Consider the following 26,542-nt stretch of genomic DNA (forward strand, 5'->3'; position numbering starts at 1 on the left):
GTTTTTTCTATCAAATCATTTTTTTATCTATTAAATATATAGATTATTTTTTATCATTTCTCAAAAGAGATGCAGGAGTCATCAACTAGATAACAAAATTTTTTAGCTTATAAAAATTGTGAAATTTATTTTCTCGCAGTTTTTTTTCTATTCTTAATTAATTGAAAAATTTCTTCGATTTCTTTTATTTTCATAAAAAATATTACTATAAAATATATTAGGGAACCTAATATTATTGAAATGATTAATGATATATAAACATTTATATGTAAAAATAAAAAGGAATAAATTAATTTGGATCCAATTCCCATAACTATAGAAGCTAAAATAATTTTCCCTAGGATAATAAGGATTTTTTTAAAATCAATAGATCCAAATTTTTTTCTAAAACTTGCCAGTAATAGTATTGAACAAACTATTCCAGATATGCTTGTCGCTAATGCTAATCCACTAATACCCATAAAACTAGATAGGATAAAATTAAATACAATATTTATTGCTATGGCAATAATACCATTTATCATTGGAGTTTTTGTATCATGAAGTGAATAGAATGCCATAGAAACTACTTCTCTAATGCCAAATCCTAATATTCCTATTGAGTAGAAAAATAAACTTGAAGAAGTTAAATAAATTGCTTGTGAATCAAAAGCGCCTCGTCCAAATAGAAACTGAACAATTGGCTCAGCAAATATTAAATATCCAAATGTAACAGGTATAAGAAAAAAACTAATACCTATAATCGATTCTGTGAGTGAGTTTTTCAATTCTCTCATTTTTCCATTAGAAGCCATCTTCGATATTCTAGGATACATTATAGTAATAATCGTTGAAACAAAAATACCTTGGACAAGAATATTTAATGTATTAGCATAATTTAAAGCTGATATTCCACCTTCTATAATATTTGAAGCTAACGTTCTGTCTATTACTTTATTTATTTGTGTTACTGATGATCCTATAATAATTGGGATACCTAGTATTAGCATAGACTTAATATTAGAATCAATAATATTTAATGTTGGTTTATATATTAATCCTTTCCTTCTAGCTACAATAAGTAACATAATAAATTGAGCAGCTATTGAAATCGGAATACCAATTGCTAGAAATATTGTATCATTATAAAAACTTATTATTATAGATACTATAATAATAATATTCATTGGTAGACCAATTAAAGTCGGTGTAATATAATCCCCTTTTACTTGTAGATATCCCATTAAAACAAATATTAGACCAGTGAAAAAAACACCAATAATACTAATCCTAGTAAATTTAATACTTAATTCTAATGTCTCTCCAGTGAATCCTGATGCAAATATTTTAACAATTGGCTCTGTGAAAGGAACTACTAAAATGACTATTCCAAAACATAACACCAATACAATATTTATAAGTTTATTGGTATAAGAATTTGCAACTTCAATACCATCTTTACTTTCTATTTTATTATACATAGGTATAAATCCAGTTAAAATCGCATTACCAATTATTGCTAAAATTACATTTGGTATTAAAAGTGAAATTAAATATACATCACTTATATAAGATGCTCCATAATAATGGGATAAGACCACTTCTCTAATTAATCCTATTATTTTTGTAAATAACGATAAAATTATTAATAATAATGCTATCTTTTTCATATTATCCCCATTAATCATAAGATTTCAGTTGAATTTTTCATTCGTCTTATTTTCCTCTTAACTATTTTAAAGTTTTATTAATAGCAGAATTGAATATATTAATATGTGATTCCACCATACTCTCTATAGAATATGCTCTTATTTTTTTAAGGCTTGATTTCGCCATTTCATATATATATTCATCATTTTCAAATATTTTTTTAATTTTCACCTCTAACATTGTAGGATTATCACTCTGTACAATGTAACCATTTATTTCATCTTCTATTAATTCTAACCCTGACACACACTTATCTGTGGTGATAATTGGTAATCCTTTAGCCATAGCCTCATTTATTACAAGCCCCCATATATCTTCCCTGGTGGGTAATACAAATATATCTGCAGCTTTATAATAATTTGATAGTTTTTCCTTATCCATAAACTCTAATATTTTAATATTAGTAATGTTTAGTTCATTTAACATAGATTTATACCTATTTTTTAATTCTCCTTCTCCAATAATTATTAACTGGTAAGAGTTATCTAAATTTCCCCATGCTTTAATTAATATATCAAAACCCTTCCTGTTTATTAATTGTCCGACAGCGAGAGCTACTCTTTCTCCATCAATACCTAAACTTTTTCGAATGATTTGTTTCTCGAATTTATCCAGGGGAGTAGCTAGTACATCCTTTTGTCTAAGTGAACTAAAAGGATATCGATGTATGTTTTCCGTTTCAGCGCCATAATGAATTAAATAGTCATCTGAAGATTTACTTGGACTAAAATAGCCTTTTGCATTCGAAATTAAAAAAGTTTTAAATTCTTTTTTAAAACTATTTTCATTTCGAATTATTCCTCCATCAATTTCCAAGTAATATGGAATATTTTTTATTTTCAAGGCTAATAAAGCAACCATTTCTGTAAAATACGCATAACTAGTCACAATTACTTCATCATATTGATTTTTTTTTATATATTTTAATATATTCCAATTAACTTTATTTTCTTGTATATTACCTTCTTTTAAAAATATCGCTTTAAACCATTTAATATCATCGGTATTCCAGTTAAATTTAATCCCTTCAGCAGTCTTTGCTTCAAATAAAACAGTAAGATCTACTTGCTTTCCTAACTCATTAAAAAAGTCTACTCTATATGGAGACGGTATATTACTTAAAATTAACACTTTCATGCTTTCACTCCTGCTAAATTCAAATAAATATTTTGTAATTTTTGAGCTTCATTAATAATTGAATATCCTGCATTTATTAATTGGTTATCACTTACTTCTCTATTTTTTTTCTCCTTTGTTACTTCTAATAAGCTATTAACCCAATTTTCAGTTGGGGCTGTTAAACTAATAAATTTTGTTCTTCCACTAATATCTGCTTCTCTAGGCACCTCATATGAAGTAATACATTCTAGTCCATTAGCTTGAGCTTCCACCAAGACAATACCTAATCCTTCAAAATGAGAAGGTAAACAAAATACATCAAAAGCATTCATAATTCTATAAACATCATCTTTGATCCCAGCTAGAATTACTTTATCCTTAATATTCAATTCTAATATCTTAGTTTCAATCTTACTTCTGAGATGTCCATCTCCAACTAAAAAAAGTCTAGCATTAGGTTGTGCTTTCAAAATATCTTTAAAAATATCTAATAGAAAAACATGATTTTTTTGATAGTCAAATCTTCCTACATTACCAATGACAAGTTCATTCTTTAAATTATATTCTCTTCTAATACTTTCTCGAGTAAGTTTATCAAACTTATATTTCTCCAAATCAATAGCATTCTTAATGTACATAACTTTATTATTATCGACATTTTCATTTCCAAATAACCATCTCGCAGCCGGCTCAGAACAGGCAAAATAATGGGTTGCGTATTTTGATACATTTTTCCTTGCGTATTCATTGAGAATAAATTTTATTTGATTATTTGTTAAGTGTTGAGTATTATGACTATGAGCAATCCTAATAGGTATTCCGCATTTCTCAGCTTGTTTTAATACAACCATACTCATTGCATCCATATGAGAATGAATGATTTTATATTTGCCACTACTAAAAATTTTCTTTAATGCCTTTATATTACCAAAATAATCCTTACTTTTTACTGGTACATTATAAATTCTTCCACCCATTTTAATTATTTCATCATCATATATGCCCTTTTCAAATCCATGAACAATAAAATCAATTTGTACTTTTTCTTTATCAAAACGCCTGTAATAATTCATCATGAAAGATTCTATACCTCCACGACTCATTATGCCTCCATTCACATAGAGTATTCTTATTAGCTCCATTAAAACACCTCAATAAATCCTAAATATTTTCGTTCTAAATATTAAGTCTAACCAATTGAAGGTGGATTAAGTTAGACTCTCATATAACTTAATATACTCCAAATACTTCACTTCACTTGAATAATTCTCCTTGACTCTATTAACGCAAACATCCCTATAATAATTTTCTGAATTTCTTACTTTTATTACAGTATTAAATAGTTGTTCGAAATTTCCTTGTTCTATTACAAATCCTGTATTTTCATCAATACTTTCAGCACTTCCACCAGTATCAAATGTAATCACAGGAGTTCCACATGCTAATGCCTCTAAATTTGTAGTTGGAAAATTATCCTCTAATGTCGGATTCACAAAAACATCTGCAGCTGAATAAATCTCAGCTAATTCTTTAACATTATTTGTTCTAGTTATACCAATTATATTCTTTGGTAGCTTCTTTTTTTGTTCTTCAGTTAAACCAACTAATACAATTACTTCGTTTACATCGATATTATCTGATATTTCAAAAAAATATTTAAACCCTTTTCTTTCGCTCCAGGCATTTGCTACTCCCAATACTACGAACTTATTTTCAATTTCGTATCTTTCCCTAATGTCATTTTCAGTAGGTCTAAAAACATCTAAATCTATCCCATTATTAATAACTTTAATTGGATATTCACCTAAAAAGGATTCTTTCACTAAATTTGCTAGCCAATTTGAAGGAGTTACAATAGTCATATTATTAAGCCCTGTAAATATCTCTTTTTTCTTTAAATAATTATTCTTAGAATTATCAAAAATGAAACTGGATGGATATGAGCTTTTCTGTGGGCATTTATTACATCCTGTTTCCCACTTATTACAATTAATAAAATCAAAATGAGCACAGTGTCCTGTAAAAGCCCAACAATCATGAAGTGTCCAAATAACGGGCTTATTAGCTTTTTTTATATAATCAAATAAAATTTCAATATTAATATAATACCCATGAATGTTATGCAAATGGATTACATCGGGATCTAACTCTTCAACCTTCTTAATGAATTCCAAAGTAGCTTTTCTGGATCCAAAACCGTGTTTATCAGAAATCCTTGTTAGAGCCACATGCGAGTAGTTATCATATTTAGTCCCAATTCGAATTGCTGTATCACAATTCAAAGGCAAATCTCTTCCATATGCAATATAACTTTCATGCCCTTGTTCTTTCAAAATATGATGAATGTCAGTGGCTATTCTACCCGTGCTCCCTACTCCACAAACTGAGTTTATTTGTAATACTTTCATTAGTTTTTACTCCAAACAACCCGATTTACATAATCTGTATATGACAATATTATTCTAAGTACTTTCTCAGATACATTAGGCATACTATAATCCTCAACAAGTCTTAGTGTACTTACTTCTTGTGCTTCTAGTATTTCTAGCGCCTGCAAAACTCTTTCTCTTTTAAGGCCTACCATCATCACCGACGCTTCTTCCACCGCCTCCGGTCTTTCATGAGCTTGTCTAATATTAAGTGCTCTAAACCCAAGAATAGAAGACTCTTCACTTATTGTCCCACTATCACTAAGTACAGCTTTAGCCTTAACTTGAAGCTTAACATAATCATTAAATCCTAAAGGTTTCATTGTTTTCACCAATGGATTAAACTCTATCCCTTTAGCATTAATCATATTTTGAGTTCTAGGATGCGTACTTACAATGACAGGCATATTATACTTCTCAGCAACTGCATTTAAACTATCAACTAAATCCAAGAAATTAGTTTCTGAACTAATATTTTCTTCTCTGTGTGCAGATACTACAAAATATCTCCCTTCATAAAGGTCTAATCTCTCTAACACATCTGATTTTTCTATGTCATCTTTTCTAGAATTTAGAACTTCAAACATCGGGCTTCCAGTCTTAATAATTCGATCCGCAGGTAGACCTTCTCTTAACAAATATTCTCTCGCGATATCACTATACGTTAAATTGACATCAGCAGTATGATCTACAATTTTTCTATTCGTTTCTTCAGGTACTCTTTGGTCAAAGCATCTATTTCCCGCTTCCATATGGAATATTGGAATTTGTCTTCTTTTTGCTGCAATTGCACATAAACAACTGTTAGTATCCCCAAGAACTAAAAAGGCATCTGGTTTTACTTTTTCCATAATTGGATCTATTTTAATTAAGATATTACCAATGGTTTCTATAGCCGTTCCGGTAGCTGCATTAAGGAAATAATCTGGTTTTCTTAAATTGAAATCTTTAAAAAACACTTCATTCAATTCGTAATCATAGTTCTGTCCCGTATGAACAAGTATATGTTCAATTGCATTTGACTCTTCTAACTTATTGATTACAGCTGAAAGTCGTATAATCTCTGGTCTAGTACCTACGACTGTCATGACTTTTAATTTTTTCATTAGTATTTTATACCTCCAAAAAGTTCGTATCTGGATTTTCAGGATTATAACTTTCATTCACCCACATAACAGTAACCAAGTTGTTATCACCTATATTGACTATAGAATGTGTATATCCAACAGGTATATCAACCACTTGCAGCTTTTCTCCACTTACTTTATATTCAATAATTTCTTCTGTATTAATATTTCTAAATCTTATCAATCCTTGACCGCTAACTACAAGGAATTTCTCGTTTTTCGTATGATGCCAGTGATTACCTTTTGTAATACCTGGTTTGGAAACATTCACAGACACTTGCCCCCTATCAGGAGTTCTTATAAACTCTGTGAATGAACCTCTGTTGTCTATATTCATTTTTAAATCGTATGCAAACTGATCTTTAGGCAAAAAACTTAAATATGTACTATATAGTTTTTTAGTTAGTGCATCATCCATATTTGGAACACTTAAATTTGTTCTAGATTCTTTAAAACCTCTAATAAGATTTGCTAAGTTCCCTAATTTAATTGTGTACGCCGTTTCTACTAAACAATAATTATCATGTTTATTAGGAATTCCCTCTAACGCCTTCACAAATTCCTCTAATACATCATCTATATAACACAGAGTAAGTTCTGCGTCTGGATTATTAACCTGAATGTCTAAATCTCTAGCGATATTATAACAATATGTCGCAACAACCATATTATAGTTAGGTTTACTCCACTTTCCGAATAAATTAGGGAGTCTATATACAAACACTTCTGTACCCGTTTCTAACGAGTGTTCGAACAATAAATCCTCTCCAGCTTTCTTGCTGTTACCATATGGATTATCTTTTTCAGCTTGGATAGACGATGTAATTAGTATAGGTGATTTGTTATTATGCTTTTTTAGTAGCTCCAGTAATTCAGATGTAAAACCATAGTTTCCATCCATAAACTCTATTTCATTCTCTGGTCTATTTACTCCAGCTAAGTGATATACAAAGTCGCATTTCTTTGTATACTCTTCCAAATCTCTCAAAGTTTGATTTCTTGTATACAACAGTAAATCCTCATATCCCTGGTTTTTCAACTCAGCAACTAAGTTTTTACCAAGGAATCCTCCAGCACCCGTTACAAGAATTTTCACCTGCGATTCCACCCTTTCAATTCATCCTGTATATAAGGGAGTTCTAAGAGTTTTCCTTTAATTTGTTCGATTGAAAGTCGATATGTATTGTGTGAGTTGTATTCTTCATCCGAAGAAAGTCTTTCATTACCTTCCTCGAAGTATTTATCATAGTTAAGATCACGATTATCTGCCGGGACTCTATAGAAACCTTCTAAATCATCTGCAACGACATGTTCTTCCCTCGTAAGAAGCGTCTCGAATAGTTTTTCACCGTGTCTAGTACCTATTAGTTTCACTTCGTTATCAGCATTGAAAATTTCTTTTACTGCTTGTGCTAAATCCGCAATTGTAGAAGCCGGAGATTTTTGAACCATAATATCCCCTGCATCAGCGTTCTTAAATGCAAAAACTACAAGTTCAACGGCTTCTTCAAGACTCATAAGGAACCTTGTCATATCAGGATCTGTTACAGTAAGTGGCTTACCTGCTTTAATCTGTTCTACAAATAGTGGAATAACTGATCCACGGGAAGCCATAACATTTCCGTATCTGGTACCGCAGATGAGTGTTTTATCAGGAGAGACGGTTTTTGCTTTAGCAACAAATACCTTTTCCATCATTGCTTTTGATATTCCCATTGCATTGATTGGATAGGCAGCCTTATCCGTTGACAGACAAATTACCTTTTTAACACCAAACTCTATTGATGCATTCAATACGTTTTCTGTACCAATGACATTTGTTTTAACGGCTTCCATTGGAAAGAACTCGCATGATGGAACTTGTTTAAGCGCTGCAGCATGAAATACATAATCTACTTCATTCATCGCATATTTCACACTCGCAAGATCACGAACATCACCGATATAAAACTTTAATTTATCATTATTATATAGTTTTCTCATATCGTCTTGCTTCTTTTCGTCACGTGAAAAGATACGAACTTCTTTAATATCTGTATCCAAGAATCTTTCCATTACTGCATTCCCAAAGGATCCAGTCCCCCCGGTAATGAGTAGAGTTTTATCTTTAAACATAATTTTTGTCCTCCAATATCGTGAAATCCCTAAAATGTTCATCCATTTTATTTAAAAGTTCTAATTTATTGAAGTTCCTATCATAGTAAATCCTTGCATTTCGACCCAATTCAATAAGTTGTTCATTTGAATTGCTTAATAATTCAACAATTGACTCTGCAAGTTGTTGAACGTCCCCTGCTGGACTACATATCCCTGCATTTGCCTCTTTGATTATTTGATTAGTTTCTCCTTTGGCTGAAGCAATAATTGGAATTCCACACGCCATATATGACTGGAGTTTTGCAGGGATTGTCATTGAAAAAAGTGGACTGTCTGTTAAACAAAGAAAAGCCGCATCACTTGCTGCCATAAATTTAGGAATTTTGCTAGCTGGCTGTTTGGGTATGAAATTAAACATATCTGATAAGTTGTTTGAGTTTACTAACTCAATTAAGGTATCTTTATATCTACCATCCCCAACAATATTAAAACGAATTCTTCTTTTAAAATTATTTCCTTTTAACAATGCGGCAACTTTTGGGAGAATATCTAATCCCTGAGAAACTCCAATATTTCCAGCGAAAATAATATTAAATGCATCATCATTTGGAATTTCATCAATACCCATTTTTTTCAGTGGTTTATAAAAATCTTCTGCATACTGAGGCCAGTACACAATTTTCTCCTTTGACACACCACGATTACTAATAGAAGTTACGAAGCTCCTTGATGTAGTAAATATTTTTGTACAGCGGCTATATATATAATCAACCATTTTTCCTACCTTATTAATAACTGTTTTATTTTTTATCCCTGATAAAATTTCGAAGTTTTCCGGCCATAAATCTTGAACATAAATATAACACGGTATCTTCCTCTTCTTTGCATACCATACCCCCGGCAAGGCTTGTGTCATTGGAGATACTTCAAATATAAATACATAGTCAGCTTTTATACGAGTAAAGAGGCTCCAAAAATAACCGGAAATGACGAAGGAAATATAATTTAACGCAAGCATAATTGAACTGTTTCCTCTTGGTACTAGTGGAATTCTTATAATCTCAATCCCGTTATATAATTCTTTTCTTTTTTTTAGTAAGCCATATCCTTCAAAATACTTACCTTGTGGATAGTTAGGTATCCCTGTTATTACAGTTACTTTATATCCTCTTTTTACCCACTCAGTGCAAATGTCATTTATGCGAAATTGTTCAGGGTAGAAATATTGTGCTATAACTAAAATATGTTTTTTCAAGCTATAATCCACCCCTCTACATTATTTTTCAGTTGCAATGATCGATTCATTTAAATTCCAGACTCTGTAATTCTCTTTATAATCACTTAAACTTTGATCATAAACTAAATTACCAAACACCTTATTAACAATTCCTACTTTTTTGCTTACTGCACCTAAAATGGGATTAAATATCCTTGTCATATTAATCTTCCTATTATGTACTTCAGCTATTAGCTTCACCATTTCACTGGTCTTCACATACTCGCTGTTTTGCGGGAAGAATGTACCACTCTCTTCATTTTCAACTATCATACGAATAAACTCAGATAGGTTATCTATATGAAGCATACTTCGCTGATTTTCGATATCTGGGAACACAGGCAACTTCTGAGCCGCTTTAGCTAATTTAGGATAATTCCCTTTTGAATCTTTACCGTAAATCATTGGCGGCCTGATAATAGAAATATTAAAATCATCGCTTTCTAAAGCTTTAATTCCCTCCTCTGCTTGGAGTTTACTATTACCATAAAAGTTAGCAGGAGTTGGAACAGTATCTTTGGTGATAATCCTTGGTTTATTTATATAACTACTATCACCGTAAACAATAATACTACTCATAAAAACAAATTGTTTAACACCATCTTTTTTTGCCTTTTGAGCGGCTTCTATCGTCAAATCCCTATTTACTTTATAATAGAGAGATTCCATTTCAGGTTTCGCGTCGACATGTGCTATCCCTACCGTATGAAATACTACGTCATATCCTTTAAATGAAGTTTCTTTCCATTTCTCGTCTCTTAGGCTAAGAGTATCAATTGAATACGTACCAGGATATTGAGAAACCCACTTAACAAAAGAAGTTCCTACATAACTTTTTGCTCCTGTAATAAGTATCTTTTTCATTTTGAAATAGTCTCCTCTTTAGATGCTGCCATTTCAGTGAGTCCAAGATGTATATCTACTAATCGCTTATTGACATATCGATCTTCACCAAATAAGACTACACCAACAGTTCTTATGATGATTTTTAAGTCTAACCACAAACTAAAATGTTCTACATAGTAAACGTCTAATTTATATCTTTCTTCCAAGGTAAGGTGTATATTGCCACTTACTTGTGCTAATCCCGTCATTCCAGGATTCATATTGAGTCGCTTCTCAATTTCATCGTTGTAATCGTCAAGGGAAGCAATCCGCTCCGGTCTTGGACCAACTAGACTCATTTCCCCCTTTAGAACATTTAACACTTGGGGAATTTCATCGATTTTACTTCTTCTCAGAAACTTTCCGATAGAAGTGATTCGATCATCGTCTTTCATCACTTCTTGGCCTTTCACCATTGTTTCTGAGCCGATTTTCATCGTCCGTAATTTATATACCTTGAATATCATTTTATGAAGTCCAGGACGGTCTTGTAAGAAAAAAACAGGACCAGGAGAAGTCACTTTAATTAATAGTGCAATTGCAATCCATATAGGTAGAAATATAATAAGTACTACTAAAGAAACTACAATATCAAATAAACGTTTAATTACTCTTTGGAATTTTTTATTCCCCATTACGATTCCTCTACTTCATAATCAACAGGATTCAAATACCCATTGCTAAGTTTAATTTCACCATCATTTTTATTTGTTTCAGCTGACCAAATCCTAATAGTTTTATCTCCATTTTTGTAAAATGCGCCTGGGTATGGATGGGTGACAGCTCTCACCAAACTATCAGCTTCATTCATAGTCATGCGACCCCAAACTTCACCATCTTCTGGTTTTCTACCTAACCATTCAGTAGCGTCAGCATCATTTTGTTTCGTAAGTGTAATATTGTTATTGACGATAGCATCCCAATACTTTGAAATCAGCGTAATATGAAGTTCATCTACTTTTTGATAGAGCTCTGTTGCCGTTGATTTCTCATTAAGCGGTATGACTCCTTGCCCAATAATTTCTCCTGTATCGACACCTTCATCAAGCTTAAACATCGTTACACCTGTTTCATCTAACCCTTTAATAATGGACCATGGAATTGCTGCTCTTCCTCTGCCAATTGGTAATAGCGTAGGGTGCATTCCAATACATCCATGTGTCGGGGTTTCGAGTAATTCTTTCTTGGCTATCTGTGACCATCCAATAATAAATAACCAATCAATTTTATGTGCTTTAAGAGCATCAATAACTTCTTGGTCATTGATATTATTAATTTTCAATAGTGGAGTAGTGTTTTCAGCGGCAATATCATCAAGATAAATTCTTCCAGACTTATTCTTTGCCTTTTCATCCTTTAACGTTATAAGTAAATCCAAGTTCCCGCCAATTCGGTATATTTCTTCAACGCAACTTCTGCCCAACTGCACACAAGTTGCAAATGCTATTCTCATCTTCATGCCATATCTTCCTCCAAACAACTAAAATCCTCGTCTGAATACACTTTCAAAAGCTTCAGCATAAACCATTCCTGCTTGTCCACCACGGTATGCAGCAAGGCCCTTAATGGCTTCATTACTTCTAGGATGAGGATAATCTCTCATAACACCTCGATATTGTGCAATCGCCTCTATCTTTTTATCAACACTCACCTCACCGACTTCAATAAACGTATTCGGTGAAAACTGATTCATTGCTTTATTGAGACCCCATTCTGTAGAGGATGGGACTTCCATGAATAGGAGTTCTCTTAATGGAGGAACATCATTTCTTCTTTGGAATAATCTAACCGCTGCCTGGCATGCAAGAGATGTATGCAAATGATCATTATTTAGATCCGCTGGATGATGAGTTAACACCACATTCGCTTTTGTCTCAATTATTGCCTTTTCTATAAACTGAACAAGTTTTAAATGGGGTACCGTATTTAATTCTATATTGGGAAAATCACCTAGAATGATTTTATCAACACCTACTATATCCATAGAGTTGTTTACATCTTCATTTAACTCATCAGTAGTCGGACGGTAATTTCTTGCGTTCACTTCACCTGATAAGATACAGACATTTACTGAATGTCCTTCTTGCGCTAGCTTGTACATCGTAGCACCAGCACCTAAAACTTCATCATCTGGATGTGCAACAACTACTAAATATGTCATTATAATTTCCTCACTAATTTAAATTTGTATGAATTACTACCTTTTAAGGAACTTCCATTACAGACCCCCCCTGCCCATTAGATCTAAAATAAACAAGGGTTCAGCTCATCATTCACTAACTGTTTTCTTCGGCATTACCCCTTCGAGAAAGACGAGCAAATCATCTCTCAAAGTAGGGTCCTGTAATGCAAACTCAATCGTAGTCGTAATAAACCCTAACTTCTCCCCAACATCATACCGCTTACCTTCAAAATCATAAGCAAATACGCGCTGAACTTGATTCAATTTTTGAATCGCATCTGTCAACTGGATTTCTCCACCCGCCCCAGTCTCTTGTTCTTCTAAGTACTTGAAGATTTCTGGAGTCAGAACATATCTTCCCATAATGGCAAGATTCGATGGAGCAGTTCCTTTCGCAGGTTTTTCTACGAAATTTTCCACAGCATATCTTCTCCCTACTTGAGTGGAAGGTTCAATAATTCCATACCGATCTGTCTCTCCGTCAGGTACAGTTTGGACTCCGATAACAGACGCATGTGTTTCTTCATACTGATCTATTAACTGTTTTAAGCCAGGAGTCTCGCTCTGAACAATATCATCGCCTAATAAGACTGCAAAGGGTTCATCGCCAATAAACTTGCGTGCACACCAAACAGCATGTCCAAGTCCTTTGGGTTCTTTTTGTCTAATATAATGAATGTCTACATTTGAGGATTGCCTAACTTTATCTAATAAATCAAATTTCTCTTTTTGAATAAGGTTCTCTTCTAATTCAAAATTATTATCAAAATGGTCTTCAATCGCTCGCTTCCCTTTTCCGGTAACGATTATAATATCTTCAATGCCGGATGCAATTGCCTCTTCAACGATGTATTGAATGGTCGGTTTATCGACAATCGGCAACATTTCTTTCGGCATGGCTTTGGTCACCGGTAAAAACCGCGTGCCTAATCCGGCTGCCGGGATGATTGCTTTACGTACCTTTTTCACTGTTATATCCTCCTTTTACCTCTATTCTAGGGGGTGCCAGGCGCTTCCACAATTCGCGGTAAGACGCGAATTGTGTCAGTGTCTGGCACCCGATATACCTTCTAGACTTTCAACCTCTTCTATTTTCCGTTCGTACCCTGGTTTCTCCAACAATTCAAACATATTACTCTTATACAATTCCACGCCCGGCTGATCGAACGGATTCACACCAAACAAGTAAGCACTCATTGCACAGGCTTTCTCAAAGAAATACACCAAGTAGCCAAATGTATAAGCGTCCATTGTAGGTATCTCAAACACTAAGCCGGGTACACCGCCTTCTATATGTGCGTTCAATGCACCTTCAAATGCTTTGCTGTTCACGTAGTCGACCGTTTTTCCGGCGAGGTAATTCAATCCATCTATATTCTGTACATCACTCTCAATCAATAGATCACATAGTGGTTCTTTCACTTTGATGATCGTTTCGAATAAGTTACGTTGGCCTTCTTGAATGTACTGACCAAATGAGTGCAAGTCTGTCGAGAAGTTAGCAGATGCAGGGAAAATCCCTCTACGATCTTTTCCTTCACTTTCACCAAATAGTTGTTTCCACCATTCTGCAAGATAATGCAAGCCCGGTTCATACGACACGAACATTTCAATGGCCATGCCTTTTTGAAACAGGATGTTGCGGATTACTGCATATTGATAGGCTGCGTTCTTTTCCAGCAATGGGTTTGTTAACTCGTTTTGCGCTTGTAAGGCACCCGCCATAATCTGGCCAACATCTATTCCACTCGCTGCAATCGGCAATAGGCCAACAGCCGTCAATACGGAGTAACGGCCTCCGATGTCATCGGGGATAACGAATGTTTCATACCTTTCTTTATCGGCCTGCTCTTTTAAAGCGCCCATCTGCTTATCTGTTGTTGCATAGATTCTTTTTTTGGCTTCTTCTAGTCCATATTTCTCTTCAAGCAGCTTTCGGAAAATCCGGAAAGCGATTGCCGGTTCTGTTGTCGTACCAGACTTTGAAATGATGTTTATAGAATAATCCTTCTCTGCTAAAAACTCAATGACATGCGTTATGTAAGTAGAGCTGAGGTTATGACCCACGAAAATGACTTGAGGATATTCTCTTTTGTCGCTTGGCAGCAAATTGTTGAAGCTGTGGTTCAGCATCTCAATGGCCGCCCGAGCACCTAGGTATGAGCCACCGATTCCAATCACAAGAAGAACGTCACTCGTTTCTTTTATATGGAGGGCACTTTGTTGAATACGTTCAAATTCCTCTTTATCATAGTTTTCGGGAAGGTCTACCCATCCTAAATATTCTCTATGGACACTAGATTCACTGTGCATTTCATGATGGATGGATTTCACCGTCTGTTCTAGGAAGGAGAGTTGATAACTCCCGAAAAAAGAACTTGCTTTCGAATAATCAAACGTTATATGCGCCAATGCTTCACCTCCATATAGTGATTTACTGGGTGTCAGTATCTGGCACCCGCTGTCAATTTTAAGCAGTCGTAACTTCCTTCTGAACTACCGGTATCTTACGATTAGCTAACCCAACAAGCGTTTCCTTCAGCTCATGATTATCCATCTCCAGTACCCTACTCAAAACATACTCCATCTCAAGCGCACTAACCGGCTCCGCCTTCCCAACAAAAATCTTCGGAAAGACATGCTCACTCTGCCGTTCATTGTCATTCAACAGCTCTTCAAACAACTTCTCCCCAGGTCGAATCCCCGAATACGCAATCCCAATCTCATCTTCACTGTAACCGGACAACTTAATGAGGTTCTTCGCGAGATCCACAATCTTCACAGGCTCACCCATATCTAACACAAACACTTCACCACCAGCTGCAAGCGTTCCCGCTTGAATAACAAGCCGCGAGGCTTCAGGTATTGTCATAAAATACCGCGTCATCTCAGGATCCGTAACCGTCACTGGACCCCCTCTGGCAATTTGCTTCTTAAACAAAGGAACCACACTGCCACGGGACCCAAGCACATTGCCAAATCGTACCGCGGCGAACTTTGTTGAGCTTTCCTTCGCCAGGTTCTGGACAATCATTTCAGCAAAGCGCTTTGTCGCCCCCATGATATTGGGCGGATTGACTGCTTTGTCCGTCGAAACCATCACGAAGTGTGGGACACCGAATGTATCTGCTGCTTCTGCGACATTCTTCGTACCGAAGATGTTATTCTTCACGGCTTCCATCGGGTTTGCTTCCATTAAAGGCACATGTTTATGTGCAGCTGCATGGTACATGACGTCTGGTTTATATTCGCTGACGATATCGAAAATGCGCATTCGATCTTGCACGTCAGCAATAATTGGAATAATTTCTATATCTGTTGAAACTGTTCGACGCAGTTCCATGTCTATATTGTAGATAGAGCTTTCACCGTGTCCTAAAAGGAGTAAGCGACTTGGTCTGAACGCACTCACTTGCCTACAAATTTCAGAGCCGATGGAACCGCCCGCACCGGTGACAAGTATTGTTTTACCAGTTAACTTGTCCGCGATGGCTTTCAAATCGAGTTGGACTTCGTCTCGGCCAAGCAGATCTTCAATCTTGACGTCTTGCATATCCGTGACGGATACTTTCCCAGTCATTAAGTCCTCAATGCGTGGAATGGTTTGTGTCTTGACACCCGTGTCGATACAAACTTTCATCAAGTCAGCCATTTGCTGCTTGGTCATGGAAGGAATTGCAATGACGATTTTCTCTATATCATGTGTTTTGACAAGGTCTGGAATTTGTTTCGTGCCCCCCGCTACTGTCACATTGAAAATCTCGAGGCCCTGTTTCGCTTTGTCATCGTCAACAAAAAGGACGGGTTTCATGCTCGAATTAGAATTTCGCGACAATTGACGCACAATCATACTGCCGGCTTGTCCCGCACCAATGATGAGTGTTCGTTTTGCATTTATGTCTACATGACGATTGAGCGAATCCCTAAAAATGCGCCATGACAACCGTGATGCGCCGATGAGTAGGATGTGCAGCATCCATGTAAGGGCTAGTGCTCTCATATAGATATCTTGCATGACGGCCATTTGCACTATCGCAACGACGACAATTGTTAACGTCACCGCTTTGAAAATAGACTTCAATTCCCCGATAGACGCATACGACCACGCCTTGCGGTAGAGTCCGTAAACCCACGCGAATGTGTGATGCGCAATTTGAATTGTTATGACACTGATTAACAACATTTTGTTCGTGAGGATGTTGATGTCTGGATGCAAGATATAATAACAAATATAAATGGATGACAAGACGATTAAGGAGTCAACAATTACGAGCAGACTCATTCTTTTGTTCATGGACATTGCAGGGAGTCCTCCTTTCGCAGTAGTGATATTTATCTATATATGTTGAAATAAAGAATCCCACCAACAACGCTTGGCGCTAGGGGATGCCTCCCACAATAAGCCGGACAGAAAACCACTGTCAGTCTTACTGCTTCGGCTACCCCAGTAGACGCCAACGCTTCAGATTAAATAGACTCATTAGTTGAACTTTTCTATCAGAGACTTTATAACCGTTACTATATACTTAAGAGTTTACCAATTCGATTGCCGAACTAATGATAACATCTCATCCACTTAAGTGCCACCACTTTTTTACAGAGGGTACATCTGGTTCCAGTAAAAATAAGGGTTTATTGTTAATAATACGCTCATTGTTTTCTAGCAAGATGTCTGCAAGATCATGAAGCTTCTTTTTTTCCATATAGTCAAGCCCCTCGTTATACAGTAGCGGCCTTGTTTTCAAATTGTGGACGTCTGATCCGTAGGTGTGGATTAAGTTTGCTTCGATTAATCGGATGGATAGTTTTTGCACATTCCTTCCAAAATGCCCAGCAATACTTCCTGCTGTGATTTGCGCTAACGCCCCGTGTCTGACAAGTCGCTCGAGTCGTTCGGGTTTTTCCGCGATGGCTCGGTTGCGTTCAGGATGTGCGATGATCGGGATGTAGCCTTCACCTAGCAGTGACTGAATCAAATTGACGGTATAAGCAGGTACCGCTTGTGACGGAAGTTCAAGTAACAGATAACGCGAGTTCGCGAGTGTCAGTGCTTCTTTCGTTTTCAACTTCTCAACGAGATCGGCGCACAGCCGGACTTCCTGTCCTGTATGTAGCGTGACCGGCATTTTTGCCGCATCCACTACATCTCTCAATAATTCGATTTGACTTTTTATTTTCTCAGCTGACACATGGAAGTGTGGACTAAATGCATGTGGTGTCGCAATCATATCAGTGATGCCTTCTTGTACTGCTTGTTCTAAGATGCGTATTGAATCTTCCATTGTTTCCGGGCCATCGTCGACTCCGAAAAGAATGTGGCTATGCATATCTATCATGTATCGTTCTCCTCTTTCAGCAATAAAGAAAGAGAGTGAAAGGACATACTAGTCCCCTTACTCTCCTGTTCCATAATATTGGTAGTAGTAATGATCTTTTTCCATGACAAAATTGTTCAGCACTGTGCCGAGGATATTGGCTTTAGATGACACCAATGCCTCTTTTGCTTTTAAAGCGTTCGCTTTCTCTGTCATACCAGAATTGAGTACTAGGATGGTGCCTTCGCATTTGTTCGACAAAATCTGCGCGTCCGCAACAGATAGCAGCGGCGGCGCGTCGAAAACAACGATGTCATAGCCTGCTTTCAGTTCTTCAATAAGAGCGTCCATCGTATTCGAGCCAAGCAATTCTGCCGGATTCGGTGGGATTGGTCCGCATGTGATCAGATCTAGACCTTCAATTTCAGTTTCACGGACGACGTCTTGAAGCCCCCACTTCCTTGTCAGTAGGTTGGAAAGGCCCGTCGAATTCGTCGTGTGGAACGTGTAATGCATTGTCGGTTTGCGCATATCCGCATCGACAAGCAGGACCTTTTTCCCTTCCTGTGCAAAGACAATCGCGACGTTCGCTGCGCATGTCGATTTACCTTCACCCGGCGTGGACGAAGTGAAAAGCAATGTTTTGAGGTCCTTATCAGGCATTGAGAAGTTGATGTTGGTTCGGACCGTACGGAATTGTTCCGAAACGATTGACTTCGGATTCACATTGGTCACAAGTTTACGTGCAACCGTTTGTACGGGCTTCTTTTTCTTGTTGAACATGCCGGTCACCTCTTCTTCCTTCTACTTTTTAAGGTTCCTCTATCACCCGGTACATCTTTTTCCGAGATTGTGCTTACAAGGCCGAGTATCGGCAATCCTAGCAAATCTTCTACATCTTGCTCTGTCTTCACTGATGTATCCAAGTATTCGAGCAGGAATGCAATCCCTACACCTATCATCAGACCAATCACTGCGGCAATCGCCATGTTGAGTAGTGGATCTGGTTTTATAGGTGACGGGTTTTCCGCAAGGACTGCTGGCGATAGAACGTTCACATTATCGACATTCATCAACTTTTGGATTTCAACTTGGAACACTTCAGCCGTCGTGTTGGCAATATCGACCGCAACATAGGCTTCAGGATCTTGGACGCTGATGTTAAGTACTTGTGAGTTTTGCTCACTGTTCACTGAAATTTTAGTAGCGAGTCCAGCAGGCGTTGTGTCTAGGTCTAGACTTTCAATCACTTTCGACAGGATTGCTGGCGTTTTAATGATGACATTGTATGTACTGATGAGTTGAAGATCCGTTTGAATGTCCTGGGCGTTGAATTGTTGTGTGTCCTTTTTCTCTTGATTGACCAGGATTTGTGTCGATGCTTGGTAGATCGGCGTCAAATAGAGGTAACTAACAACTCCCGCAATGGTTACAGCTACAATGATTGCACTGATGATCAATACAAGCCGTTTCTTCAATGTTTTGAATAATTCTTGTAAGCTGATTGTTTCTTCCATGAATTCAAGTTTCCCCTTTACGTTTACATTGTCGAACTTTGCCCTAGTATATCATAGGAGGATTTATTATTGTAACAAATACCCACAATTTATATGGTATATTGTAGCTAATCTAAAACGTAAGTAGAGAGGTGCAGGTATGAAGACTCAATCCATTTTAGTAATTGTTCTTTCCGTTGTTTGTGTGGGACTCCTTTGGTTCAGTGCCTCGACTTGGCAAGAAAAAGTCCGAAGTGCAGGGGGGCGTAGTGCCCAGGAGACTGAAGATTCGCTTGTGCTTGAAAGTGAGGGTTCGGTTAAAAAGTCGTCGCCCGTACAGAAGTTAAGCGCGGATGATATCCAAGAGATTGGCGCAACACTTGATGAAGGAACGCTTGAGGTGATTGTTTTACGCGCGGAAGCCGGGGAGTCTGTCCAGATGCTGATTGTTGGTTCCGATGCGATTGCAGGTGTAGCTGAGCATTTTGCGAGCGAGGTTCGTGACGCATACGGCGATTTGATTGGCGTTGATGTGTCGACTTTTGACATGACGTCCGAACGTTTTGTCGCTGAGGCGCTTGAAGGTGGAGAAATTGATTGGGATACAGGGTATGACATTGTGCTGTATGAGCCATTCACGTTGCATAATAACGGCATCGTCGTCATTGAAGACGAACAACGGCATTTGCTTGACGTGCGTGCGCTCGCGGAAAGTCATGTAGCGGATGTCTCTTTCCTAGTGACACCGCCCCAACCGATTTACCAGGCCGGTTATTATTTGACTCAGATCGCAGCGCTTGAAAAGTTCACTACAGCACGCGGGATTCCTTATTTAGATCATTGGGCGAATTGGCCGGATACGGGGTCGGATGAATTGTTGACGTTTGTTGATGAAGCGTACATTCTTACTGAGAATGGGATTATGGCTTGGTCGGATGCGTTAGTTGCGTATTTTGTGGATGGAGAATCCGTGGAATAAGTTGAAACCTAAAAAAGCAAGAAAACAAGCAGGAGCCCGCTGAGTAGCGGCTCTTGCTTGTTTCAATTTAAGGACCGATTGCCTTGTTCAATAGACTGTCTCTTCATTATGGCTGATTTGATAGCGCCAATTGCCTTGGTGGCTTCGCCTTATCAGTCCCGAAAGCGGTTGCTGTTTGTACTTTTTTTCCGGAATAACGATATACTCGCCACTGATTGACTTGACGTAACAGGCATTTTTTCCTGTGAAGCCACTGATATAGCCGGTGGTTCCGCAAGGCGTTCGCACTTGGTCATTCAGAAAAAACCCTCCGGATGCCTTGGTATTCTTCGCGTTGCGCTTACTTTCATTGTTCGGTAGCTTCCGTCCTTTACGTGCTGTCGCTTCATGCAGGCTTCGCTTTTTTTTGCGGAACTGCTTGATCTGGAAAGATGTTTTGGTGGCTTTCCTGATCGTTGGAATCCCCGTTATTGCGATGGCATCGTTTACAAGCGACTTTTCTAACCCAATCTTTTTTCGATGTGGCGTCGTTTCGCTGCCATACGAAATAACTGCATCCGGATATTGTCGAAAAAGGTGATTTCGCAAACTGTTTGTAAAAGGGGATTCTTTGTAAGTACGCAGCTTTTTTCCGCCTTGCATCCATTTCCAAAGAATCTTGCCGGATCGATGATTTTCATTCGTGTGACAATCGGCGCAAACGGCGATCAGGTTATTTGCAGAATTGCTGCCACCTTCCGTTTTATAGAGAATATGATGGGTGTTTAGTATTTTGTTATTCTGTTTACATACTTGACATGTAAAGTTGTCACGTGCGAGTACGAAATAATGAACTTCGTAATAACCAGCTTGATGATTCAATTGCTGGTTAACGCCCTCAGAGCTTGGCGTGATGATCTTCTGCAGGTCAAACTTGCCAATTTCGAAATGCATCGTCGGGTTCGGCAGCAAAATGCGGAAACGATGAATCCAACGAAATATATTATCTGCTCGGCTTGCCAAACTCGGTGGCAACCACCCCTTCGGCTTCTTTCGATTCAGGAAGCGGGCTTTCCGGTATCTGGTTTTTCGCTGTCTGCGAAAGCGCCGGTATATTTTACGTGTTTCGAGCAGACTTTTCACATCTATCCTCAACTCGACTTCACCTTTTATAAGTACTTGGTCAACGGATGTGACCGCAATGCCGATATGTTTGGTTCCAAGTTTCGTACCGATTGTAACTGGCTGTTTGTAGCCGCTGGTCCCAAACAATAACTGAATTCTAAACGGCTGATAACTGATGATCTTCGCTTTTTCTTCTTTCAGTAACATTCTTGCTTTCCTCGGCTGGCAAGGCATGAGCGCTTCCCCGTGCCGATTTAGTACGAATACGAGCATGACGTATTCCCTCCTTTTTTGGAGTTTGTGACCCTTTGCCAATGTTGGTAAGGCTTCCGACATTAAATGTCGCCAAATTCGGTTGACCGCTCCGACCCAACAGAGCTTTTACAGTGCCGACACAGTGCAAGGAACTAGGGTATTATTCCGGGGTGTGATTACCGAACCAACGTAGTCTATCAAAGACTGAGGCTAGACAACTTGGGCACTCTCAAGCCCCCATTTCAACAATTGTTACCGTTTAAGTGGTGGGTAGTTGACTATGATTAAAATGTGTTTACCAATTCTATCTTTTTTCCTATTTAATACAGTTTTATTATACCATAACGTAGTGGTATTTCCCTGAATTTCCAATACTTTAGGGATTATTGACTTATTGTTGACTGTTCGGTGGTTGGATACTTTGATAATGAAGGGTTATGCTGTCTGCTTATATCGGCAAACAGAAAGAAATCCCCTTACGACTGTGTTCCTTGTCATTTTACGTACGCTCGTCTTGTTGAAACAGCTGAAACCGAAAAAATCGAGAAAAAAAGCAAGAGCCCGCTGAGTAAAGCGACTCTTGCTTTTTCCATTTTATAAGCCAGTTACTTTGTTCAATAGACTGCTTCTTCGTGCCTTTTTCGCCGCGTTGTAATCATCGACTAAGTTTTGGGCGTAGGATTTATCGTAACCGTTTGTTACTAAATCTTTCTCCACTGCTTTGATGACGCCATTGAATACTGCATCGGTATTTGCTTCAAGTCCCTCTGCAGCACCTGCGTATTTATTGTAAAAATAACCGTAGCTGATTTTTTCCCCGTTTGCTTTCTTCGCACTGTACTCATTCTTCGCACGACCCACTAATGTATTCAGCTTGGTATCGGCTTGTGATTGGAGGTTTTCTAGGGTTGGGACGTATTTTTGTTTGATGGAACTGACTGATGTTTTTATATTGGTGTTGCTGCCCCCTGTTGTTGCGGTAGGGACTTTTTTGCCGGGTGTGGTTCCTGTGTTTGGTGTGGTTCCTTCGGTGGTATTGCTGCCTGTGGAGGTTCCTTCTACTTTGGTGGTGTCTGTAGTGGATCCTTCATTTTTGCCGCCTTCTGTAGTGGTTCCTTCAGCATTACTACCTTCCGTTGCGGTTCCGTCAGACGACGTCCCATTGGTGCCAGGCGTTGATGCGTTCCCCTCAGATTCCACGATGTCCCCATTTTCGTCCAATGTAATCGTCGTTCCGTCCGGTAATTCAAGCGTATACGGATCTTTGATGATTTTCGTCACTTCTTCATCCGCAACATCGTACTCTTTGAATTTAAAGAAATAGAGCAGCGTCCCCGCGGTGGCCAAGATAACAATTAGTAGTATTGATAAGATAATCTTCAATTTTTTCTTCATAAGCTACCCCTTTCCATCCATTCATATTTACTAGTTTACCAGAAAGGCGGAAAGAGGAGTACTCATATGTGCACTATTCGACATTTTGGGATAGTTCTGGGTGGTGGAGTTTCTTCTATTATTAAGTGGGTTTCTTCTATTATAGAGGGGTTGTCATTTTGTGAAGGGGCTTTGTCTTCATTCGGAGGAGCGTTTTATGGGCGACCGCGTCCTGCGGATTCTAGTTTTATGTTAAAAAATAGATTCTATCATTCATTTCCGGTTCTTTTGTTCGAGTTATATCAGTATATTCATGTGGGAGGCATTTTAATTAGTACTAAAACACTAATTGTGTCCCGCTTCATGGTTACGGTTCAGCATATCTATAGTAAAGGGAGGAGGATTCATGAAAATACCCGTAAAAAAGGTTGTCCTTTCGACAATCGTTGCGGCATTCTTCACGATTGGCTGCACCGTTTTAGCAAATGAAAGAAGTCCGAGTGATTACATTCAAGAATTGATCACTGCCCTTACAAGCCCTTTGCTGCTAGAAACCGAAAAGTCCCTTCAAAGTCAAACCTCCATTTACGCGCAAGAGCTCTCGACCCTTCTAATTGATGAACAACGGCAAGCCTCAAAAGAGTTATCTACCTACGCAGCAAGCGAAAAAACAAGAGCAGAACAAGAATTACATGCGCACTTCGAAGCGAAATCAGCTGAAATGAAAGCGGCCATCGAAAATGTCAATCATGCGGCCAAAACGAAGATTACAGCACAGATTAATGCAGAAATCGAAAAGAGTAAGGCTAAGATCGATGCGGATTTTTTGAAAACGCCCGTTATTGAGGGAGGCGGTCCTGTCGTTCCTGTTGAGCCTCTTATCGAAACACCTGGGATCATTGATGAGGCTAGTGAAGTTGGAGTGGAAAGTGATGGAAGTGTTGGAGTCGAGGAAACCAGTGAAGTTGTTTCGGAAGGTTATGGAAGTGTTGAGGGCGGAGAAACTAGCGATGTTGTTTCAGAAAACGAGATTGCCGAATAGCGGGTCGTTTGGAGTCCTGAATGATGTTGATTTAAAAAATAGAGTGAGAAGAAATGAGGAATGATTGATGAAATTATTCAAAACTGTTAAAGGTAAAGTGCTAGCCGGGACTCTATCCGCGGTTTTATTGATAGGCGGCATAGGTGCTGCAACTTATGCAACCAATCAAGCTTTTAAAGATTTTTTTGATACTGCGACGGCATCTTTATTCATTAAAGTAGCCGGTTGGGCAGGTCTTGAGGTTCAGATTAATGCCAAAGATAAGAAGTCTGCTATTGAGGGGCAAATTCAAAGTGAATTCGATGCTTCTTCCGACGATGTCGAAGAGCATTTTGGTAAGAGCGTAGATAAAGGTAACAAAGATGTAAACAAGGCATTCGATAAGCTATCCAAGGAAATCACGAAATCGATTGATGAGAAAACTAAAGAAGCGAAGAAAAAGATTACAGACACCGTCGATAACGAAGTAACGGCCAGCAAAGCTAGTTTAGAACAGGCCGCGCAGGATAAAGCGCAAGCACTAATTGATGCAGCTAACATCAGTGTTGGCGATTCAGGATATGTGCCGACAGTGGTGCCGAGTCAGGGTGCTGAGTGATTTGTACTAGCTGAATAAGTGTTTACTAGACTGCTCCATATACCGATTTATCATCGACTTATGGAGTGTTTTTTGCCTAGACTCCGTGAGTCTTCCCCTTCCCCACCATCCGCCCCATTTCAGGAATTTTCTACATATTAAATTTTCAATAAACTAGCAATTATGCTATAGTAGTGTAGTCTACACACTATTAGACTATCATTATTACAATCTAGTTACTGGAGGGAATTAAATGACGAAAACCAACTCACGAAGAAATGCCTACTTGACTGCCCTATCTGCGGCGGTTGCTGTAGGAGCGATTGTTGCTGTTGCACCTGCTACGGTGGATGCCGCACCTTCATTCCCAGATGTAAAAGCGGATCAGGTTCACAGCCCGAATATCATGAACCTCGCTGAACGAGGAATCCTTAAAGGCTATTCTGATGGGACTTTCCGACCTAATACTGCTGTAACACGCGGACAAGCTGCCAAAATACTTGCTCTCTCACTTGGTTTGAATGTGAAGACGGTTAAAGATCCTGGTTTTAAAGATGTTAAGAAATCGAATCGTTTCTACAACGATATCGCAGCTCTTGCAGATGCAGGCCTTATGGCAGGATTCAATGATAAGACGTTTCAACCGAATGCACCGATGACACGTGCTCACATGGCAAAAGTGCTTGACCTTGGTTATAAACTGAATTTGAACCAATCTACTGAAAATCCATTCACAGATGTTAAAGACGGTGCTTGGTACGCAGATCATGTGCGCACACTTGTTGACAACAAAGTAACAAAAGGCAAAACAGCTACAACGTTTAGGCCGGATGCTAACGTAACACGTGCAGAATTGTCGACATTCGTTGTCCGTGCTGAAAACTTTGAAAAAGTTGCTGCCATCGTTCAAAAAACGAAAGACCAAATTCGTGCAATCGTTCTTGAAAATGGAACTGTCGAAGTTGACGGTAAAAAAGTAGCCGAATCTAGTTTCGATCCTAAGACAGATACATTGACACTAACCGCTTACAATTTGGACGAAGGCGTTAAAGCACTGCAAGGGACTGGCCTATTCTCGGACAAACTTCCTGAACTTGGCGTTAACGATATCCGTATTGATAACGGAAAATTAGTGAATGTTGATAAAGATGCTGCAGCTGCGAAAACAGTTATTCAAAATCAGATGGTTACTTTGTTGAAAGAAACGCCGAATGCTGAAAGCGATCTTGCAGCGAACAATATCAAAGTTACATTGTTCGGTTACCAAGACGGCACCGAGTTCTGGGAAACATTTAACGTGAACTTGCGTGTATTTGTTGGTGAATAACAACTGAATTTATATGTCTAACCCTCTCGTCCTGAATGGATGAGAGGGTTTTTGATGTGTTTTTCATCAAGTCAAACGTATGAGCAGCTATAGAAAAAAATGTCCCGAACAGACCTTTTTATGTAGTTTTTCTATAGTTGATTTGGTGGTCACTTCTTTCAAGACAAATTCCGCGAGCTCCCCCTTACAATCTAATTGCAATCATTAGATATATTGCCTATTGCCTATTGCCTATTTCCTCCTTACTGGCTAGAATAGAGACTAACTCG

General features: G+C 38.0%; 24 protein-coding genes. 4 read left to right on the forward strand and 20 right to left on the reverse strand.

Going from position 1 to position 26,542, the window contains the following annotated elements:
* Positions 1-125: 125 nt before the first annotated feature.
* From murJ to AC25Y5_RS02755, 18 genes are all read right to left on the reverse strand, one after another.
* On the reverse strand, positions 126-1,649 hold the full coding sequence (gene murJ / locus AC25Y5_RS02670) for a murein biosynthesis integral membrane protein MurJ (protein WP_488138985.1): 1,524 nt from the start codon (positions 1,647-1,649) through the stop codon (positions 126-128).
* A gap of 61 nt (positions 1,650-1,710) precedes the next feature.
* Positions 1,711-2,826 (reverse strand): glycosyltransferase family 4 protein, encoded by a 1,116-nt coding sequence (locus AC25Y5_RS02675; RefSeq protein ID WP_488138986.1) that lies wholly within the window; start codon positions 2,824-2,826, stop codon positions 1,711-1,713.
* Positions 2,823-3,911, reverse strand: coding sequence for a glycosyltransferase family 1 protein (locus tag AC25Y5_RS02680; RefSeq protein ID WP_488138987.1), 1,089 nt, complete (start codon positions 3,909-3,911; stop codon positions 2,823-2,825). The genes AC25Y5_RS02675 and AC25Y5_RS02680 overlap by 4 nt, the downstream gene beginning before the upstream one ends.
* 105 nt (positions 3,912-4,016) lie before the next feature.
* Positions 4,017-5,216, reverse strand: a complete 1,200-nt coding sequence (locus AC25Y5_RS02685) for a glycosyltransferase family 4 protein (RefSeq protein ID WP_488138988.1) — start codon at positions 5,214-5,216, stop codon at positions 4,017-4,019.
* A complete protein-coding gene (gene wecB / locus AC25Y5_RS02690) occupies positions 5,216-6,343 on the reverse strand; it encodes a non-hydrolyzing UDP-N-acetylglucosamine 2-epimerase (RefSeq protein WP_488138989.1) in 1,128 nt (375 codons plus the stop codon). The genes AC25Y5_RS02685 and wecB overlap by 1 nt, the downstream gene beginning before the upstream one ends.
* A 7-nt stretch (positions 6,344-6,350) precedes the next feature.
* On the reverse strand, positions 6,351-7,460 hold the full coding sequence (locus tag AC25Y5_RS02695; RefSeq protein ID WP_488138990.1) for a capsular polysaccharide biosynthesis protein CapF: 1,110 nt from the start codon (positions 7,458-7,460) through the stop codon (positions 6,351-6,353).
* The gene (locus AC25Y5_RS02700; protein WP_488138991.1) at positions 7,457-8,479 is read right to left on the reverse strand and encodes a polysaccharide biosynthesis protein; all 1,023 of its coding nucleotides are present in this window, start codon (positions 8,477-8,479) and stop codon (positions 7,457-7,459) included. Before AC25Y5_RS02700 ends, AC25Y5_RS02695 begins: the two co-directional genes overlap by 4 nt.
* Positions 8,472-9,716: a glycosyltransferase family 4 protein gene (locus tag AC25Y5_RS02705; RefSeq protein ID WP_488138992.1), complete on the reverse strand. Its 1,245-nt coding sequence runs from the start codon at positions 9,714-9,716 to the stop codon at positions 8,472-8,474. Before AC25Y5_RS02705 ends, AC25Y5_RS02700 begins: the two co-directional genes overlap by 8 nt.
* A 21-nt stretch (positions 9,717-9,737) precedes the next feature.
* Entirely contained in the window at positions 9,738-10,601 is an 864-nt protein-coding gene (locus tag AC25Y5_RS02710; RefSeq protein ID WP_488138993.1) for an NAD-dependent epimerase/dehydratase family protein, read from the reverse strand.
* Entirely contained in the window at positions 10,598-11,257 is a 660-nt protein-coding gene (locus tag AC25Y5_RS02715) for a sugar transferase (RefSeq protein WP_488138994.1), read from the reverse strand. Before AC25Y5_RS02715 ends, AC25Y5_RS02710 begins: the two co-directional genes overlap by 4 nt.
* A complete protein-coding gene (locus AC25Y5_RS02720; protein WP_488138995.1) occupies positions 11,257-12,081 on the reverse strand; it encodes a formyltransferase family protein in 825 nt (274 codons plus the stop codon). The genes AC25Y5_RS02715 and AC25Y5_RS02720 overlap by 1 nt, the downstream gene beginning before the upstream one ends.
* A 21-nt stretch (positions 12,082-12,102) precedes the next feature.
* The gene (locus AC25Y5_RS02725; protein ID WP_488138996.1) at positions 12,103-12,783 is read right to left on the reverse strand and encodes a PIG-L deacetylase family protein; all 681 of its coding nucleotides are present in this window, start codon (positions 12,781-12,783) and stop codon (positions 12,103-12,105) included.
* A 108-nt stretch (positions 12,784-12,891) separates the two neighbouring features.
* Positions 12,892-13,773 (reverse strand): UTP--glucose-1-phosphate uridylyltransferase GalU, encoded by an 882-nt coding sequence (gene galU / locus AC25Y5_RS02730; RefSeq protein ID WP_488138997.1) that lies wholly within the window; start codon positions 13,771-13,773, stop codon positions 12,892-12,894.
* Between the two features lie 75 nt (positions 13,774-13,848).
* Positions 13,849-15,216, reverse strand: coding sequence for a glucose-6-phosphate isomerase (locus tag AC25Y5_RS02735; protein WP_488138998.1), 1,368 nt, complete (start codon positions 15,214-15,216; stop codon positions 13,849-13,851).
* 58 nt (positions 15,217-15,274) lie between these two features.
* Positions 15,275-17,104, reverse strand: coding sequence for a polysaccharide biosynthesis protein (locus AC25Y5_RS02740; RefSeq protein ID WP_488138999.1), 1,830 nt, complete (start codon positions 17,102-17,104; stop codon positions 15,275-15,277).
* A 268-nt stretch (positions 17,105-17,372) separates the two neighbouring features.
* On the reverse strand, positions 17,373-18,140 hold the full coding sequence (locus AC25Y5_RS02745) for a tyrosine-protein phosphatase (protein ID WP_488139000.1): 768 nt from the start codon (positions 18,138-18,140) through the stop codon (positions 17,373-17,375).
* 57 nt (positions 18,141-18,197) lie between these two features.
* Complete coding sequence (locus AC25Y5_RS02750) at positions 18,198-18,902, reverse strand: CpsD/CapB family tyrosine-protein kinase (protein WP_488139001.1); 705 nt, start codon at positions 18,900-18,902, stop codon at positions 18,198-18,200.
* 5 nt (positions 18,903-18,907) lie between these two features.
* Complete coding sequence (locus AC25Y5_RS02755) at positions 18,908-19,636, reverse strand: YveK family protein (protein ID WP_488139002.1); 729 nt, start codon at positions 19,634-19,636, stop codon at positions 18,908-18,910.
* Between the two features lie 139 nt (positions 19,637-19,775).
* Between AC25Y5_RS02755 and AC25Y5_RS02760 the strand changes: the two genes are divergently transcribed.
* Positions 19,776-20,594, forward strand: a complete 819-nt coding sequence (locus AC25Y5_RS02760; RefSeq protein WP_488139003.1) for a hypothetical protein — start codon at positions 19,776-19,778, stop codon at positions 20,592-20,594.
* 87 nt (positions 20,595-20,681) lie between these two features.
* On the opposite strand, the gene iscB is transcribed toward AC25Y5_RS02760, so the two are convergent.
* Together iscB and AC25Y5_RS02770 are read right to left on the reverse strand one after the other, a co-directional pair.
* Complete coding sequence (iscB, locus tag AC25Y5_RS02765) at positions 20,682-21,971, reverse strand: RNA-guided endonuclease IscB (RefSeq protein ID WP_488139004.1); 1,290 nt, start codon at positions 21,969-21,971, stop codon at positions 20,682-20,684.
* 576 nt (positions 21,972-22,547) lie between these two features.
* Positions 22,548-23,348 carry a hypothetical protein gene (locus AC25Y5_RS02770; protein ID WP_488139005.1) on the reverse strand — a complete coding sequence of 267 codons (801 nt, stop codon included), beginning with the start codon at positions 23,346-23,348 and terminating at the stop codon, positions 22,548-22,550.
* Positions 23,349-23,733: 385 nt separating this feature from the next.
* On the opposite strand from AC25Y5_RS02770, the gene AC25Y5_RS02775 reads away from it, so the two are divergent.
* The 3 genes from AC25Y5_RS02775 to AC25Y5_RS02785 all read left to right on the forward strand — a co-directional run bounded on the left by AC25Y5_RS02775 (position 23,734) and on the right by AC25Y5_RS02785 (position 26,273).
* Positions 23,734-24,369, forward strand: a complete 636-nt coding sequence (locus AC25Y5_RS02775; protein WP_488139006.1) for a hypothetical protein — start codon at positions 23,734-23,736, stop codon at positions 24,367-24,369.
* A 67-nt stretch (positions 24,370-24,436) separates the two neighbouring features.
* Positions 24,437-24,967, forward strand: a complete 531-nt coding sequence (locus tag AC25Y5_RS02780; RefSeq protein WP_488139007.1) for a hypothetical protein — start codon at positions 24,437-24,439, stop codon at positions 24,965-24,967.
* A gap of 232 nt (positions 24,968-25,199) precedes the next feature.
* The gene (locus AC25Y5_RS02785; protein WP_488139008.1) at positions 25,200-26,273 is read left to right on the forward strand and encodes an S-layer homology domain-containing protein; all 1,074 of its coding nucleotides are present in this window, start codon (positions 25,200-25,202) and stop codon (positions 26,271-26,273) included.
* Positions 26,274-26,542 lie beyond the last annotated feature (269 nt).

This window comes from Sporosarcina sp. Y1011 (assembly GCF_057669885.1).

Bases quoted from the DNA above. Each gene is read 5' to 3' on its own strand.
- murJ (WP_488138985.1), bottom strand. From the start codon at position 1,649: ATGAAAAAGATAGCATTATTATTAATAATTTTATCGTTATTTACAAAA.
- AC25Y5_RS02675 (WP_488138986.1), bottom strand. From the start codon at position 2,826: ATGAAAGTGTTAATTTTAAGTAATATACCGTCTCCATATAGAGTAGAC.
- AC25Y5_RS02680 (WP_488138987.1), bottom strand. From the start codon at position 3,911: ATGAGTCGTGGAGGTATAGAATCTTTCATGATGAATTATTACAGGCGT.
- AC25Y5_RS02685 (WP_488138988.1), bottom strand. From the start codon at position 5,216: ATGAAAGTATTACAAATAAACTCAGTTTGTGGAGTAGGGAGCACGGGT.
- wecB (WP_488138989.1), bottom strand. From the start codon at position 6,343: ATGAAAAAATTAAAAGTCATGACAGTCGTAGGTACTAGACCAGAGATT.
- AC25Y5_RS02700 (WP_488138991.1), bottom strand. From the start codon at position 8,479: ATGTTTAAAGATAAAACTCTACTCATTACCGGGGGGACTGGATCCTTT.
- AC25Y5_RS02710 (WP_488138993.1), bottom strand. From the start codon at position 10,601: ATGAAAAAGATACTTATTACAGGAGCAAAAAGTTATGTAGGAACTTCT.
- AC25Y5_RS02715 (WP_488138994.1), bottom strand. From the start codon at position 11,257: ATGGGGAATAAAAAATTCCAAAGAGTAATTAAACGTTTATTTGATATT.
- AC25Y5_RS02720 (WP_488138995.1), bottom strand. From the start codon at position 12,081: ATGAAGATGAGAATAGCATTTGCAACTTGTGTGCAGTTGGGCAGAAGT.
- AC25Y5_RS02725 (WP_488138996.1), bottom strand. From the start codon at position 12,783: ATGACATATTTAGTAGTTGTTGCACATCCAGATGATGAAGTTTTAGGT.
- AC25Y5_RS02740 (WP_488138999.1), bottom strand. From the start codon at position 17,104: ATGTCCATGAACAAAAGAATGAGTCTGCTCGTAATTGTTGACTCCTTA.
- AC25Y5_RS02745 (WP_488139000.1), bottom strand. From the start codon at position 18,140: ATGATAGATATGCATAGCCACATTCTTTTCGGAGTCGACGATGGCCCG.
- AC25Y5_RS02750 (WP_488139001.1), bottom strand. From the start codon at position 18,902: ATGTTCAACAAGAAAAAGAAGCCCGTACAAACGGTTGCACGTAAACTT.
- AC25Y5_RS02755 (WP_488139002.1), bottom strand. From the start codon at position 19,636: ATGGAAGAAACAATCAGCTTACAAGAATTATTCAAAACATTGAAGAAA.
- AC25Y5_RS02760 (WP_488139003.1), top strand. From the start codon at position 19,776: ATGAAGACTCAATCCATTTTAGTAATTGTTCTTTCCGTTGTTTGTGTG.
- iscB (WP_488139004.1), bottom strand. From the start codon at position 21,971: ATGCTCGTATTCGTACTAAATCGGCACGGGGAAGCGCTCATGCCTTGC.
- AC25Y5_RS02770 (WP_488139005.1), bottom strand. From the start codon at position 23,348: ATGAAGAAAAAATTGAAGATTATCTTATCAATACTACTAATTGTTATC.
- AC25Y5_RS02775 (WP_488139006.1), top strand. From the start codon at position 23,734: ATGAAAATACCCGTAAAAAAGGTTGTCCTTTCGACAATCGTTGCGGCA.
- AC25Y5_RS02780 (WP_488139007.1), top strand. From the start codon at position 24,437: ATGAAATTATTCAAAACTGTTAAAGGTAAAGTGCTAGCCGGGACTCTA.
- AC25Y5_RS02785 (WP_488139008.1), top strand. From the start codon at position 25,200: ATGACGAAAACCAACTCACGAAGAAATGCCTACTTGACTGCCCTATCT.